We start from the raw sequence: 13,130 nt of genomic DNA on the forward strand, positions 1-13,130 counted from the left end.
AGCCTCCCCTTGCGAGGTTATCACAGGAATTCATCACATTGCGGGTTGGCAAAAAGCGAACGGGGGCCGGGTGCAAACCATCTCGAATGCCGTAAGCTTGCCCCATGCCGCGTCTCCCCAGCCCGGAAATCGTTGCCCGCATGCGACACGAACTTCTGGATTGGTACGACCGCAGCAAGCGTGACCTGCCCTGGCGGAGGACAGACGATCCCTATGCGATCTGGGTTTCGGAAATAATGCTGCAGCAGACCCGCGTAGCGGTGGTGATCGAGCGGTTCAAGGTGTTCCTGGAACGATTTCCGACGGCGGAAGCGCTGGCGGCGGCTGACGAGCAGGAAGTCCTGGCGCTGTGGAGCGGCTTGGGCTACTATCGCCGCGCGCGCATGCTCCACAAGGCAGCGAAAACCATCGTTGCTGAGTACGCCGCAAAAATGCCAACTGCCGCCGCTGAATTGCGCAAACTCCCCGGCATCGGTCCATACACCGCCGCCGCCATCGCCAGCATCGCGCATGGCGAGCATGCTGCTGTTGTCGATGGCAACGTGGAGCGCGTGCTGAGCCGAATCCGCGGATGGGAATCGTACGATTCGGTCGGTGAAGCGGCGGTTCTCCGCAAAGTGGAAGAATTCTCAGCAGGACTCGTCGATCCGCACCGCCCCGGCGACTTCAACCAGGCCATCATGGAACTAGGCGCCACCGTCTGCACCCCGCGCAATCCGCAATGCCTCGTATGCCCGTGGGCAAAGGAGTGCCGCACCCTTGGCGAACACAAGACTCCCAAACGCGCTCCCATGACCAGCAGAGAAATCGCGTGCGCCCTGATTGTCCGCAAGGGCGATGCAGGCACTGAGGTTCTGCTCGAACAGCGTGCTGCGACCAACACTGTGATGCCGGGCATGTGGGAACTGCTGTTGCTTCCCGATGGCGCTCTGGCTGAAAGCGACGTGAGATTCACGGTGCGTCACGCGATCATGCAGGTGAATTATGTTGTACGTGTTTGCGAATTTCGCGAAGAGGACCTGGCTTTGCTGAAATCGAACGGGAGCGAACGTCGTTGGGTTTCGCTTGGTAAGGCTGCAGAGATGGCGCTCACCGGTCTTGCCAGGAAAGTGCTCGGCAAACTACGGCCGCGCTCCACCATTTCGATTCAGCAGCGGTCGTCGTGACGAGGTTCTAATGCGGATTGCGATCGTATCGGACATTCATGGCAATTTGACCGCGTTCGAAGCCGTCGTGGCGGACTTGCGGCAGACATCGCCCGATGTGATCTTCCACGGAGGAGACCTGGCAGCCAGCGGATCGAGTCCTTGTGAGATCATCGACCGCGTTCGCGAACTCGGTTGGCCTGGGGTGGTGGGGAATGCGGACGAAATGCTGTTCGATCCCGGGAAGCTGAAGCAGTTTGCGGAGCAATCGGCAGGGTTCCGGCCGTTCTATCCAATCGTCGAGGAGATGGCCGCGGCGACGAGAGCATTGCTCGGAGAAGAAAGAATCGCATGGCTGCGGGCATTGGCGCCTGTTCAGATGCTGGACGATGCGGCTCTTGTGCACGCAACACCTGGTGACCCATGGCGCGCACCATTGCCGGAAGTCGGCGATGAAGAACTGGTCTCTGCGTTTGAGAGCCTGGGCCAACCGATTGCCGTCTACGCGCACATCCATCGCTCATTTATCCGTCACACCGCGCGCATGACCGTAGCGAACACGGGCAGCGTCAGCCTTTCTTACGACGGCGACCGGCGGGCTGCATACATGGTGATTGACGGATCCAACATCGGCATCCGGCGCTTGGAGTATGACATTGAACGCGAGATAATGCTGCTGCGCCCGTGCGGATTGCCGCACTCCGACTGGATTGCGAGGACAATCGAGAGCGGTTCGTTCCAGATGCCGTAGTGATGCTGTCTGATCGTGGCGTGCTGCGAGGTCCGGGATTCCCGGGGGATAGAATTGTGGAGTTCCTGCGAATTAAAGCGGCCATGTGATGACCCTTTACGGAGACCTGATGCATTTCAAGAACTCTTGCGCGACAGTGTCTGTTCTGGTTCTGTGTTTTTGCCCGCTTCTTGCTCAAACGTCGAAGGATCGCGCCGTCCCGGAAATCTCGGGATTGCCGGCGGCGGCGAGTGCCGCTGCTGCCTCCATCGATCCCGAAAAGATTCGCGCCCACGTGCGCTTCCTTTCTCTTGATCTGTTGGAGGGTCGAGGCCCTGGCACGCGCGGTGCTGAACTCGCTGCGGAATTCATCGCTACTCAATTCGCGCTCAGCGGTCTCGAACCCGCAGGGGACAATGGCAGCTACTTCCAGAAAGTCCCGCTCATCGCTGTGCACACCGTCGAAGACAAAACCAAATTCGCCTTCGTGCCTGCGAGCGGAAATCCGGTCGACCTTACCTACGGAAGCCAGATTGTGTCGAAGGACGAAACGGGACAGGCCAGCGCGGATATCGATGCGCCCATCGTGTTCGTCGGTTACGGCATCCACGCGCCAGAATACAACTGGGACGACTACGCCGGCGTCGATGTCAAAGGCAAAATCGCACTGGTGATCGTCAATGAGCCGCCTTCTGAGAATGAGAAATTCTTCAAGGGCAAGACCATGACGTACTACGGTCGCTGGACGTACAAGTATGAAGAAGCGTCGCGCCGCGGCGCCGTCGGCGTGCTGATCATTCACCGAACGGATTTGGCGAGTTACGGATGGCCGGTCGTGCAAAACTCGCAGGCCGTCGAAAAGAGCTACCTCGTCGGCGAACCGACTGACACGCTTCGCGCCGCCGCATGGATACAGCACGACGTGGCGCAGCACCTCTTTAATCTGGCGGGCCTCGGCGATCTCGACAAGGGAATCGAGCGCGCAGGACAGCGCGGATTTCGTGCGCAGGAACTCAATGTCCGCCTGAAGGCTCACATTGAAAGCCGCGTGCGCAAATACGATTCCACGAATGTTGTGGCCCGCGTCGCCGGAGCCTCAAACAATCCTGAAAACGCTGTCCTCTACACTGCTCACTACGATCACCTCGGCATCGATCCCGATGCGAAAGGCGACGGTATCTATAACGGCGCCGCGGACAATGGCACGGGCTGCGGCATCCTGATCGAGATGGCGCGTGCATTCGCGCAGTCGTCGCAACGGCCGCCGCACGCGATGTACTTCTCTGCTGTCACGGCCGAAGAGCAGGGGCTGCTCGGATCGCAATATCTCGGCGAACATCCCCCGGTCCCCGCCCGAGACATCTCGCTGGACCTGAACTACGACATGCTGCTGCCCATCGGCGTTCCGCTTTCTGCTGATCTGGGCGGCGCTGAGCGCATCGACTTCTGGCCCACGATTCAGGCCGTCGCGAAGGACTTCGACTTGAAGTTGCTACCCGACCCCGATCCTTCAGCCGGCCACTACTACCGCTCAGACCATTTTTCGCTGGCCCGCGCCGGCATTCCCGCCTTCTCTGTGGATGAGGGTGTCCTGTTCGAGGGGCACGACGAAGCGTGGGGCCGCGCGCAGTTCGCCGACTTCGTCGAGCACCATTATCACCAGCCCTCCGACGAGTACCACGCTGACTGGGACTTTCGCGGCAACGCCAAGCTGGCAAGCTTCGGCTTCGTGCTCGGATGGCTGGCCAGCGAACAAAGCCACCCCGTTGAATGGCAGTCCGGCGACGAGTTTGAAGCTGCGCGGAAAGCGAGCGAGAGAAACTGACAGACTTCCGGTCGCGAATGGCACGAAGTGCGTTCGGGTGGAAGCGAGAACCTCAGTAGTAGTCCGCGCAGCTCAAGTAGTAGCCGCAATGCGTGCATACCAGCTTGCATTTGTGCCCCGTCAGCCGGTGCGAACAGGTGGGGCAGATCTGGCAATGGTGGTCGACTGGGGAATCTTCGGCAGCCTCGACGCCAGCGGCGCAGACCGCACCACTTTGTGGGAAATTGCCGGTAATTTCATCGTCGAAAACATGTGGTCTGTTGGGGAGCATGGGTGAGAGATTAGCATAGAGAAGTGGGTTCGGCTCACGTCGCAACGCAGTGGGCACCCGAAGTATCAAATCCGTAACGCCGTCCTCGCACTTCCCGGGCGGCGCACCCCCAGAACAGAGATCAATCGATCCGAAATCCCCAAAGGAGAATATCTATGGCTAGCAAGGCAAGTGCGGTTTGGACAGGTTCACTGAAGGAAGGCAAGGGCACCATCTCCACGGCAACCGGCGTGCTGAAGGACGCTAACTACTCGTTCGCCACACGCTTTGAGGGCGCCACCAGCGGCACAACCCCGGAAGAGCTGATCGCCGCGGCGCATGCAAGCTGCTTCTCGATGGCACTGGGTGCGCAGCTCGGCGGAGCAGGCCTGACGCCCTCGAAGATCGAGACCCACGCGGCAGTGACCCTGGCCAAGGTCGAAGGCGGGTTCGCCGTCACCAAAATCGCTCTCACCACCACCGCCAGCGTTCCCGGCGCATCGAAGGAAGTCTTTGACAAGGCCGCTGCCGATGCCAAAGGTGGCTGCCCCATCTCCAAGCTCTTCGCCAACAACACCGAAATTACACTCGACGCCAAGCTGGTCTAACGACGCGCAACGATTCTCGAAACCATCTCCATCCCATCCACGTCGTTACCGGCTGGATGGGATGCGTGTTTTTGGTCGAATTCCGTTTCAATTCATATTGCGAGTTTCGCTGCGCGTGTGCCAAATTGATTGCACGGTCTTGCAGGGTGCGAGGTCGGCTGCATGAAGGAATACAAATTCAAAGCAACGATTCAGGACGCCGGCAGTAACGGCGCCTATGTCTTCTTTCCCTACGACACCAGGGCTGAATTTGGCACGGGCGCGCAGATCCGCGTGGTCGCATCGTTCGACGGAGTTCCCTATACCGGGTCGCTGGTGAAGTACGGCTTTCCCCAGCACATGCTGCCCATTCTCAAGGACGTCCGCGCCCAGATCGGCAAAGGGCCCGGCGACACTGTCGAAGTGGTCATCAAGCGCGATGAATCCGTACGCAACGTCGAGGTACCGCCTGAGTTTGCGAAGCTGATGAAGAGAGAGGGCGCGCTTGAGGCATTTGAGAAATTGAGCTTCACCCACCGCAAGGAGTATTGCCGCTGGATCACGGAAGCGAAGAAGGAACAGACGCGCCAGGCTCGCATTTCCAAAGCCGTCGCTATGCTGAAAGCGGGCGTCAAGACGCCCGGCTGACGCCGCCGCCTCTGTCGCATCGTAGCCATCCGCGCTCCAGCACCGGTTTTCTCCTTGACACCCGTTTCCTTCAGGGCCAGAGTCTTATTCGCAATCAAAACTCAACTGATTGTGCTGTGAACTCAGGCGCATTGCGCCTGCGGAAGGATTCTCATGATCCACCTTCAGACTTTGAACTACCTTGCGGTCCTGGTTTCCGCGGTTATCCTGTGGGTTCTGGGAGCAATCTGGTATTCGCCGGCTCTTTTCGCCAAGCCATGGATGGAACTTCTCGGCATCAAGAAAGGCGAAGGCAAGCAGAGCGGCCTGATCCTCGGGATGGTCGCCTCTTTCATTGGTGACCTTGTGTTGTCGTTCATCCTCGCGCACATCATTGTCTGGGCGAACGCATTCGGTTTCGCTACAAGCGCATTCGGTTTCGCAAACGGTTGCGTCCTGGGCGTTCTCGGATGGATCGGGTTCATCGCCGCGCCGAATCTGCCCCAGGGCATCTACGAGAGACGGCCCTTCAAGCTTTTTGCCATCAATGGCGGCTACTGGCTCGTCGGGCTGTTCATCGTTGGGGGCCTGCTCGGGGCCTGGCGCTGATTGCTGCGGATTTGCTGCCTGGGTCTCGCCGTGTTCATTCCGCGAGACCGCAGGCAATCCCGCCCCTTAAAATTGCTCTATGAGCAAAACCGTAGTCTCCACCTCGTCGGCCCCCAAAGCGGTCGGGCCTTACTCGCAGGGAATACGCTGCGGCAACCTTGTCTTCACCGCCGGCCAGGCCGCTCTTGATCCTTCTACCCAGCAACTCATCTCCGGCGGAATCGCCGAACAGACCCGGCGCACCCTGGAGAACCTGAAAGCCGTTCTCGAAGCCGCGGGCACCACCCTCGACCGCGTCGTCAAGGCCAACGTCTACCTCAAAGACATGAACGACTTCGCCGCAATGAACGCGGTCTACGCCGAGTACCTCGCACCGCAAGGCGTCATCGCACCCGCTCGCACTACGATCGAGGCTGCGCGGCTCCCTAAGGATGCCCTCGTTGAGATTGATCTGATCGCGGAAATCGGCTGACGAATCGCAATGGGCGTCGAACGCATCCAATAAGCCCCCTTGGAGGTCCACATGAGCACTATACCCAAAGACACCGGCACACCCGCGAAAGTCACTCACACCGATGCGGAATGGCGCGAAAAGCTTACGCCCCAGCAGTATCACGTGCTGCGGGAAAAAGGCACCGAGCGCCCCTTCACCGGCGCTCTTGCTGAGAACCACGAAACCGGCAACTATCACTGCGCCGGCTGTGGAGCGCTGCTGTTTCTCTCCGGCGCCAAATTTGACTCTGGCTGCGGCTGGCCCAGCTTCGTTATTCCGGCCGACTCCAAGGCCGTCAATGAGCACGAGGACAATACGCTCGGCATGCGTCGCATCGAAGTTACCTGCGCCCGCTGCGGAGGCCACCTCGGCCACGTTTTCCCCGACGGCCCCCGCCCCACCGGCTTGCGTTACTGCATCAACTCTGCGTCTTTGAATTTCACCCGCGAGGGTGACCCGAAATAAAGAATCGATGCCGGCGGCAGTGCTTTCATCTAGTCCTCTTCTGAGAACAGCCGCCGGTCGCCAACCTCATCACTCCCAGCGAAACACCTTTGCTGAGATCGCCGTGAAGATGAGAAACAACGCCGTCAACGCTGCTACATCACCCATATGCGCCATCCACCCGTCTCCGTTCCAGATTCCTTCAAGCAGGCGTACGGCATAGGTGAGCGGCAGCAGGTGCGCCACCGCCCGCAACACCGGCGGCAGATATTCAACGCGCACGAACAATCCAGACAAAGCGAACATCGGATAAAGAATGACAGCGCCGATCGGCTGCGCAAAGCGAGCGGTGGGAACAATGCTGGCAATGAGAAAGCCGATCGACAGAATGCTCCACGTGCTGATCAGCAGCGCGATCGTAAACGAAAGCCATGGAATGCCGGCGCCCGGCGGAAAGTAGCGCTTCCCCGCCAGAAACATCAGTGCCAGCGTTGCCGCAGTCAGCAGAAGCTTCACAATCACGTGCGCGCTCAGAATCGTCTGCGGGCGCAGCGGCGTCGCACGCAGCCGCTTGAGAATGCCACCCTCGCGGTAGATGGAGATGATGGTCACCAGCGAAAGCACCGCGCTGATTGCGATCAAGAGCGCCACCAGAACCGGAAGGTCGCCTCGCGGAAGTCCGTTGGCAGCGGGCATGATCCCGCCGAACTTGAGGTTTGCCACGCGCCCCAGGGCAACGAAAATCAGCACCGGTATTCCGATAGTCCCGAACGCGCCCAGCGGTTCGCGCATGAACACCTTGATCTCGATCCACGTCAGTTTCCACAGTCCACGCAGCATCATCGTCGTTCCTATTCGCGAATCGAGCGGCCGGTCAGCTTGAGAAAGACGTCCTCAAGGTTGGGAAGTATGGTGCGGAAATCCGTTACCCGAATCTGACTCTCCGACAGGCAGTGAATTACCTTCGAGACCAGGTCGTCGCCCCGCCCGCAAATGGTGAATCGCTTGTCGTCGCGGGTCACTGACTCAACTTCTCGAATTGCCTGAAAATGCTCACCGGCGCTCGGGTCGTCCGCATCCAGAACGACAGTACGCTCCGGGCAGTGCCGGCGCACAAGGCTCTCCGGCGTGTCGATGTCGATGATCCGTCCGTGCTCCATGATGGCCACGCGGTCGCACAACCGCTCGGCTTCCTCCATTAAGTGGGTCGTCAAAAACACGGTCTTGCCCCGCTCGCGGATATCGCGCACCATGTCCCAGATTGCATGCCGCGCCTGCGGATCGAGTCCGGTGGTCAGCTCGTCGAGAAACACGACTTCAGGATCGTTGATGAGCGCCAGCGCGATAAACAGCCGCTGTTTCTGGCCACCGGAAAGATTCATAAACCACGCGCCGCGCTTTTCGGCGAGGCCCAGCTGCTCCAACAGGCGCTTCCCGTCGATCGCTCTCTTCCCGTAGAGCGACGCCCACAAGTCGACCGCCTCCCACACCTTGATGCGCTTCTGCAGCTGCGCCTGCTGCAGCTGAACTCCAATGCGCTCCTGCAGTTGGTACTCTTGGCGATAAGGATCAAGTCCGAGCACTGCGATGCTGCCGGAGTCAGGCCTGCGAATCCCCTCCACGCACTCCATCGTGGTGGTCTTGCCCGCTCCGTTCGGCCCGATCAGTCCAAAGATCTCGCCTTCGAAAACCTCGAACGACGCCTCCGCAACGGCTACGGTTTTGCCGTAGGTCTTGCGAACTCCGGAGACTTCAATCACTGAAGGCATAATGCTCTCTTTGCAAATCTAGAAACCACAGAACCTGCTGCGGAGAGTTCAGTGTACTTGTCTGGACCAAATTGCGGTCAGCGTACGATTTCATTCGCTCCATACATTGCAATCAGAAACAAGATCGCGTCATTCCCCGGGAGGTATTCCCTTCGCCCCACCGGCCCCTTGCATTACTCTGAGCGCATGACTTTCTTGAAGCGCCGTATGTCCGCCGTCGCTCTGATTCTTGCGCTCGCCTGCACTTCTTCGGCAGCATGCGCCCAGCCGCAGACCCCTGAGCCCACATCCGGCGAAGACGCCCAACTGGACCAGCAGATCAAATCCATCGCGAAGGCTCATCACGGACAGGTCGCGCTCTACGCGCACAATCTCCGCACGGGTCAGACCGCGTCGCTACTCCCGGACGAGCCTGTACAAACTGCCTCTGTTATCAAGATGAGGATCCTTCTCGATGCAGCCGAGCAAATCCGCACCGGCCATGCCACTCTCAACGAGCGCATCGTTCTCACCAAGGCCAACCAGGTGCAGGGCTCCGGCGTCCTCGGCGAACTCACTCCGCCGATTGCACTCACTCTCGATGACGTCCTCACGCTGATGGTCGTGCTCAGCGACAACACCGCTACCAACGTGGCCATCGACAGACTCGGCCTCGCCCGCATCAACGCCACTCTGCGCGCGGCCGGCCTTCACCAGACCGTGCTTTACAAAAAGGTCTATGTCCCCGCCACCGAGCCCATGCCACCCGACCAGCCGAAATTCGGTCTCGGCAAAACCACCGCCCGCCAGATGGCCTCCATCATGGAGCGCATTGCCACCTGCCATCTCGCCTTCGACGATTCCGCCCCGCTCCCGGCCGATGGAAAAATCTGCGGCGCCATTCTCGGCATGCTGCGCAATCAGCAGGACCGCGACAGCCTGCCGCGCTACCTCGAGACCCTCGACACGAGCGAAGCCGGCTCTGCCATCGGCAACAAGACCGGCGCTCTCAACCGAGTGCGTAACGACGTCGCCATCATCTCCGCAAAATCCGGCCCCGTCGTCATCGCGGCCTTCACCTGGCAGAATGCCGACCAGCGCTGGACCGGCGACAATGAGGCCGAGCAAACCCTCGGCAAACTCGCCAGGGCCATCGTCGATCGCTGGTCGCCACAGGGCCTCGATGCGGCAGCTTTCCCCTGGGACAATCCGCTGGCAAAATCTGCGCCTGCATCCAAAACAGCAGCGCCGTAGCGACTCTTTCGGGCACAACAAAACCCCGCCCTGCGAGGACGGGGTGCTTGAGCCACTATGGCTTATGCATTTTTTCGGGCGATGATCGCCGGAGTCGTAGGACGGCCTTTACGCCTTCGCGATTTTGCCGCTTTTGATGCAGCTCGCGCACACACGAAGGCGCTTCGGATTGCCGTTGACCAACGCCTTCACCGCCTGCAGGTTTACGTTCCAGCGCCGCTTGGTTACGTTGTGCGCGTGGGAAATGTTATTGCCAAACTGCGGCCCTTTGCCGCAAATATCACATACCTGTGCCATCTCAATTTGCTCCAGACTTGTCTTGAGTTTCCGCGCCAGCCCGAACTGCCCCAAAAGCAGCTCTTGTCCGTCCTGATCTGGTACGTCAGCTCTCAGACGGGCGAAGGGGCGAATGAAGACACACTCACCCTTCAGCTTGCCGAATCTCTAGTATACCCGGAAGCGCCGTTCAGGCCAAACCGGCCCGCTCGATCTGGCCGAACCATCGCCAGCGTTTGAACTTGAGGGAACCGCTCATTCAAAAAGAGATCCCCTTCCGGACAAGCCGGAAGGGGATTGGAGAGTTCATTGCACATGAAGTGAATGAACAAAACTCGTGCGAAGTGTCAGGCTTGGTTCTGACCTTGGGTGCGAGCGTTTATCGGCCGGAAGCGGTCGCGCCTTCGAACTGCAAGCTCACATTGCTTAGCTGGATGGTCTGCAACTGGTCCACTCCGCTCTCGCGGCTCACCACGTATCCCTTGTGCGTGTGCTTTTCCGCAACAAGCTTCGCAGGGATCGTGAGCGTCTTGCCGTTTTCCGCGAGTGTGACTTGAACGTTATCTCCTGTGCCGTTCCAGGTGACCTTGCAGTCGCCTGCGGGAATCTCGGTTGTGCCCACTTTCACTGGCGACGCAAAATTCAACGATTGCGAATTCTTGGCAGCCAACGCCGGGGCAGCTGTGAGTGTCAGCATAAGTGCGTATCCAAACAAACGCTTCATGATGTTCTCCTCGGATGCCTCGATGAATTTGAGGATGAAGTGAGGCACTGTCGACAGTGAACACCATTGGCAAGCTTTTTAAGCTTAAGAAACGTTAAGAGGATTTCGCTGGCCCGTGCCCGAACGCTGATCCTGTCACATCATGATGAGATCCGTGGCGCAAATCGCTGAAAACAAGATGCGCCTCCGCTTTTATAGAGATTTCCAAGCCGGGAAAATCAATGTGCAAATCTCTCGCTGCTGGAGCACACTCGAAGCTGTTTCCTTATGCAGTCTTTATGGCTTTCGCGCGCGTCAGCGGAATCGTGATCGTGACACGCAACCCAGGGGTTGCATTTTCAGCCACGATCGATCCGTGATGCAGATGCACGGCGCGTTTCGCGATTGAGAGTCCCAGCCCCGATCCACCGCCATTGGTGTTGCGCGCTTCTTCCACGCGAAAGAACGGATCGAAAATCCGCGCCAGCGCTTCCTCAGGAACCCCCGGACCGTAATCGCGAATCGAGATCATGGCATTGTCCGCGGTTTCGCTGAGGTCAAGCTCAATCGGCGATTTCTCCGGCGAATACCGAATCCCGTTGCGCAGCACATTCTCCACCGCGCGCCGCAGCAGTTCGGGATTGCCGTGCACCTGTCCGCATACGTTCCCACGCACTTGAATCCGGCAGCCGCGCATCTCCGCCTCCACGCTGGAGTCGTGCATCACCTCTTCAATAATGTCGCGGACACAAATCTCCCGCGTATCCTGCAGCGCCGGATCGTCCTCGACAACATTGATCTCGACGATGTCAGCAACCAGCGAAGCGATCCGGTCCACATCGCGCTCGATCCGCTCCAGCGCCGCCGTCGAATTCGAACTGGTCCGCGCCAGCTTCATCGCAAACTTCAGCCGCGCCAGCGGCGATCGCAGTTCATGCGAAATATCGCTCAGCAGCCGTCTCTCATTCGTAATCAGCCGCTCCAGCCGCTCCGCCATTTCGTTAAACGAGCGACCCAGCTGCCCGATTTCGTCGTCGCGATCCGTTTCCACACGCACGCTCAGGTGACCCCGTCCGAACAAGGCAATACTCGCCGCAACCTTTCGTATCGGCGAAATCACGCCCGCCGCCGCAATCCAGCAGAGAATTCCTGTCGCCCCGATCACAAGGAAATAATAAGGAAGAAACGACCAGATGCGCGGCGGCCTGCTTTGGCCCTCGGCCGCAAACCAGAACTTGCCATCCTGCGAGCGGTGGGTGATTTCCCAATGCTCGTGGGGGCCGCTGGTGCGCGATTTCACGGCAGGCGGCAGGGGCAGCATTGCTGCACGGGTCGCGCCGGTCACCAGATCCTTCCCGTTTGCATCCAGCAGGTAGTGTGAGCCTCCGAAGAGGCGATTCAGACTGTCGAGATAGTTCTTCAGCGCCGGCTCGCCACTGCTATCGAGAATGTTGCGCGCACTCTCCAGTTGCATTTCATCGAACCGGTCGTAAACCGGGTCGATCTTCTGCGTCTGCATCTGGTTTGAGATCGCGCGAAACGCGACGTACGAAAGCGACAGGATCCCAACCATCGCAAGCAGTACCCAGACATAAAGCGACTGCCTCAGCAGGACTTTAGGCTGTGCCGGTGAAGACATATCCCACCCCACGTACGGTTCTAATCAGGCTGCGGCCGCCCTCGAGCTTCTTGCGCAGGTGGCTGATATGTACATCCAGAAAGCGGTCATACGGCGTCGCCTCCCGCTCGAACAGAGCAGCCGTTATCTCATCCCGCGAAACCACCCGTCCGGCCGCGCGCATCAGCATCTCCAGCAGGTCAAACTCCGTCGCGGTCAGCTCCACCAGCAAATCGTCCAGCCACGCCTCGCGCGTCGTCGGGTTCACGCGAACGTTGCCGATCACCAGGTCTTCAGCTTCCCTGCGCGTCAACGACTCCGAACGCCGCAGCACCGCACGCACTCGCGCCAGCAACTCATCCGGATCGAAGGGCTTGGGCAAATAATCGTCGGCGCCGGAGTCGAGTCCGCGAATCCGGTCCTGCTGCTGCACCCGCGCCGTCAGCATGATTACCGGCAGATCCTTGCGTCGCCGCAGCCGCTGCAACAGCTCAAATCCGTCCACTACCGGCAGCATTACGTCCAGAATCACCAAATCGTAAGCGCCGTTCAGCGCTGCCGTCAGGCCTTCGCGGCCGTTATACGCACAGTCCAGCCGATGGCCTTCCTGGGTAAAGAACTCCCGCATCATGGCGCACAGCTCAACGTCGTCGTCCACCAGCAACAACGAAAGCTGCCTCTGCCTCTCCGCGCTTTCCATCTGCTTCATTTCAACCGCAACCGACACCGCGAAACACCTCTACGGCTCCTAAGTCTCGCATATCGGCGCAAGGCCTTCGAAGCCCACTTAACAATTCTTAACGTGAGCAGACCGTTCCGTC

16 protein-coding genes are annotated in these 13,130 nt (G+C 59.3%); 10 read left to right on the top strand and 6 right to left on the bottom strand.

All coding sequences use genetic code 11. The annotated features are described in order from the left end of the window. The first annotated feature begins 140 nt into the window (after window positions 1–140). The 9 genes from WCA10_RS02120 (at window position 141) to msrB (ending at window position 6,731) form a co-directional block, all read left to right on the top strand. Window positions 141–1,166: an A/G-specific adenine glycosylase gene (locus WCA10_RS02120; RefSeq protein WP_472820830.1), complete on the top strand. Its 1,026-nt coding sequence runs from the start codon at window positions 141–143 to the stop codon at window positions 1,164–1,166. A 10-nt stretch (window positions 1,167–1,176) separates the two neighbouring features. Then, a complete protein-coding gene (locus tag WCA10_RS02125; RefSeq protein WP_472820831.1) occupies window positions 1,177–1,896 on the top strand; it encodes a metallophosphoesterase family protein in 720 nt (239 codons plus the stop codon). Window positions 1,897–2,005: 109 nt separating this feature from the next. Next, the gene (locus tag WCA10_RS02130) at window positions 2,006–3,700 is read left to right on the top strand and encodes a M28 family peptidase (RefSeq protein WP_472820832.1); all 1,695 of its coding nucleotides are present in this window, start codon (window positions 2,006–2,008) and stop codon (window positions 3,698–3,700) included. Between the two features lie 88 nt (window positions 3,701–3,788). Continuing rightward, complete coding sequence (locus WCA10_RS02135) at window positions 3,789–3,977, top strand: hypothetical protein (RefSeq protein ID WP_472820833.1); 189 nt, start codon at window positions 3,789–3,791, stop codon at window positions 3,975–3,977. A 149-nt stretch (window positions 3,978–4,126) separates the two neighbouring features. Beyond that, the gene (locus WCA10_RS02140; protein WP_472820834.1) at window positions 4,127–4,558 is read left to right on the top strand and encodes an OsmC family protein; all 432 of its coding nucleotides are present in this window, start codon (window positions 4,127–4,129) and stop codon (window positions 4,556–4,558) included. A gap of 162 nt (window positions 4,559–4,720) precedes the next feature. After that, on the top strand, window positions 4,721–5,185 hold the full coding sequence (locus WCA10_RS02145; RefSeq protein WP_472820835.1) for a YdeI/OmpD-associated family protein: 465 nt from the start codon (window positions 4,721–4,723) through the stop codon (window positions 5,183–5,185). Window positions 5,186–5,338: 153 nt separating this feature from the next. After that, window positions 5,339–5,773 carry a DUF1761 domain-containing protein gene (locus WCA10_RS02150; RefSeq protein ID WP_472820836.1) on the top strand — a complete coding sequence of 145 codons (435 nt, stop codon included), beginning with the start codon at window positions 5,339–5,341 and terminating at the stop codon, window positions 5,771–5,773. 79 nt (window positions 5,774–5,852) lie between these two features. Beyond that, a complete protein-coding gene (locus tag WCA10_RS02155) occupies window positions 5,853–6,245 on the top strand; it encodes a RidA family protein (RefSeq protein ID WP_472820837.1) in 393 nt (130 codons plus the stop codon). A gap of 51 nt (window positions 6,246–6,296) precedes the next feature. Then, window positions 6,297–6,731 (top strand): peptide-methionine (R)-S-oxide reductase MsrB, encoded by a 435-nt coding sequence (gene msrB / locus WCA10_RS02160; protein WP_472820838.1) that lies wholly within the window; start codon window positions 6,297–6,299, stop codon window positions 6,729–6,731. 69 nt (window positions 6,732–6,800) lie between these two features. Here msrB and WCA10_RS02165 read toward each other — a convergent pair whose 3' ends face one another. Continuing rightward, complete coding sequence (locus tag WCA10_RS02165; protein WP_472820839.1) at window positions 6,801–7,553, bottom strand: ABC transporter permease; 753 nt, start codon at window positions 7,551–7,553, stop codon at window positions 6,801–6,803. Between the two features lie 8 nt (window positions 7,554–7,561). Continuing rightward, on the bottom strand, window positions 7,562–8,479 hold the full coding sequence (locus WCA10_RS02170; protein ID WP_472820840.1) for an ABC transporter ATP-binding protein: 918 nt from the start codon (window positions 8,477–8,479) through the stop codon (window positions 7,562–7,564). 186 nt (window positions 8,480–8,665) lie between these two features. Between WCA10_RS02170 and WCA10_RS02175 the strand changes: the two genes are divergently transcribed. Beyond that, entirely contained in the window at window positions 8,666–9,712 is a 1,047-nt protein-coding gene (locus WCA10_RS02175) for a serine hydrolase (protein WP_472820841.1), read from the top strand. 108 nt (window positions 9,713–9,820) lie between these two features. Here the strand turns inward: WCA10_RS02175 and rpmB are convergent, their stop codons facing one another. The 4 genes from rpmB to WCA10_RS02195 all read right to left on the bottom strand — a co-directional run bounded on the left by rpmB (window position 9,821) and on the right by WCA10_RS02195 (window position 13,018). After that, complete coding sequence (rpmB, locus tag WCA10_RS02180; RefSeq protein ID WP_472820842.1) at window positions 9,821–10,009, bottom strand: 50S ribosomal protein L28; 189 nt, start codon at window positions 10,007–10,009, stop codon at window positions 9,821–9,823. Window positions 10,010–10,367: 358 nt separating this feature from the next. Then, complete coding sequence (locus tag WCA10_RS02185) at window positions 10,368–10,712, bottom strand: hypothetical protein (protein WP_472820843.1); 345 nt, start codon at window positions 10,710–10,712, stop codon at window positions 10,368–10,370. Window positions 10,713–10,977: 265 nt separating this feature from the next. Continuing rightward, a complete protein-coding gene (locus tag WCA10_RS02190) occupies window positions 10,978–12,330 on the bottom strand; it encodes an ATP-binding protein (protein ID WP_472820844.1) in 1,353 nt (450 codons plus the stop codon). Next, window positions 12,308–13,018: a response regulator transcription factor gene (locus WCA10_RS02195; protein WP_472820845.1), complete on the bottom strand. Its 711-nt coding sequence runs from the start codon at window positions 13,016–13,018 to the stop codon at window positions 12,308–12,310. The genes WCA10_RS02190 and WCA10_RS02195 overlap by 23 nt, the downstream gene beginning before the upstream one ends. Between the last annotated feature and the right edge of the window lie 112 nt (window positions 13,019–13,130).

It is taken from the genome of Occallatibacter sp. (genome assembly GCF_049582745.1).
Classification (GTDB): Bacteria; Acidobacteriota; Terriglobia; order Terriglobales; family Acidobacteriaceae; genus Telmatobacter.

Coding starts and splice junctions, on each gene's coding strand:
- WCA10_RS02150 (WP_472820836.1), top strand. CDS start 5,339: ATGATCCACCTTCAGACTTTGAACTACCTTGCGGTCCTGGTTTCCGCG.
- WCA10_RS02125 (WP_472820831.1), top strand. CDS start 1,177: ATGCGGATTGCGATCGTATCGGACATTCATGGCAATTTGACCGCGTTC.
- WCA10_RS02140 (WP_472820834.1), top strand. CDS start 4,127: ATGGCTAGCAAGGCAAGTGCGGTTTGGACAGGTTCACTGAAGGAAGGC.
- WCA10_RS02145 (WP_472820835.1), top strand. CDS start 4,721: ATGAAGGAATACAAATTCAAAGCAACGATTCAGGACGCCGGCAGTAAC.
- WCA10_RS02170 (WP_472820840.1), bottom strand. CDS start 8,479: ATGCCTTCAGTGATTGAAGTCTCCGGAGTTCGCAAGACCTACGGCAAA.
- WCA10_RS02165 (WP_472820839.1), bottom strand. CDS start 7,553: ATGATGCTGCGTGGACTGTGGAAACTGACGTGGATCGAGATCAAGGTG.
- WCA10_RS02190 (WP_472820844.1), bottom strand. CDS start 12,330: ATGTCTTCACCGGCACAGCCTAAAGTCCTGCTGAGGCAGTCGCTTTAT.
- WCA10_RS02130 (WP_472820832.1), top strand. CDS start 2,006: ATGCATTTCAAGAACTCTTGCGCGACAGTGTCTGTTCTGGTTCTGTGT.
- rpmB (WP_472820842.1), bottom strand. CDS start 10,009: ATGGCACAGGTATGTGATATTTGCGGCAAAGGGCCGCAGTTTGGCAAT.
- WCA10_RS02185 (WP_472820843.1), bottom strand. CDS start 10,712: ATGAAGCGTTTGTTTGGATACGCACTTATGCTGACACTCACAGCTGCC.
- WCA10_RS02175 (WP_472820841.1), top strand. CDS start 8,666: ATGACTTTCTTGAAGCGCCGTATGTCCGCCGTCGCTCTGATTCTTGCG.
- WCA10_RS02155 (WP_472820837.1), top strand. CDS start 5,853: ATGAGCAAAACCGTAGTCTCCACCTCGTCGGCCCCCAAAGCGGTCGGG.
- msrB (WP_472820838.1), top strand. CDS start 6,297: ATGAGCACTATACCCAAAGACACCGGCACACCCGCGAAAGTCACTCAC.
- WCA10_RS02195 (WP_472820845.1), bottom strand. CDS start 13,018: ATGAAGCAGATGGAAAGCGCGGAGAGGCAGAGGCAGCTTTCGTTGTTG.
- WCA10_RS02120 (WP_472820830.1), top strand. CDS start 141: ATGCGACACGAACTTCTGGATTGGTACGACCGCAGCAAGCGTGACCTG.
- WCA10_RS02135 (WP_472820833.1), top strand. CDS start 3,789: ATGCGTGCATACCAGCTTGCATTTGTGCCCCGTCAGCCGGTGCGAACA.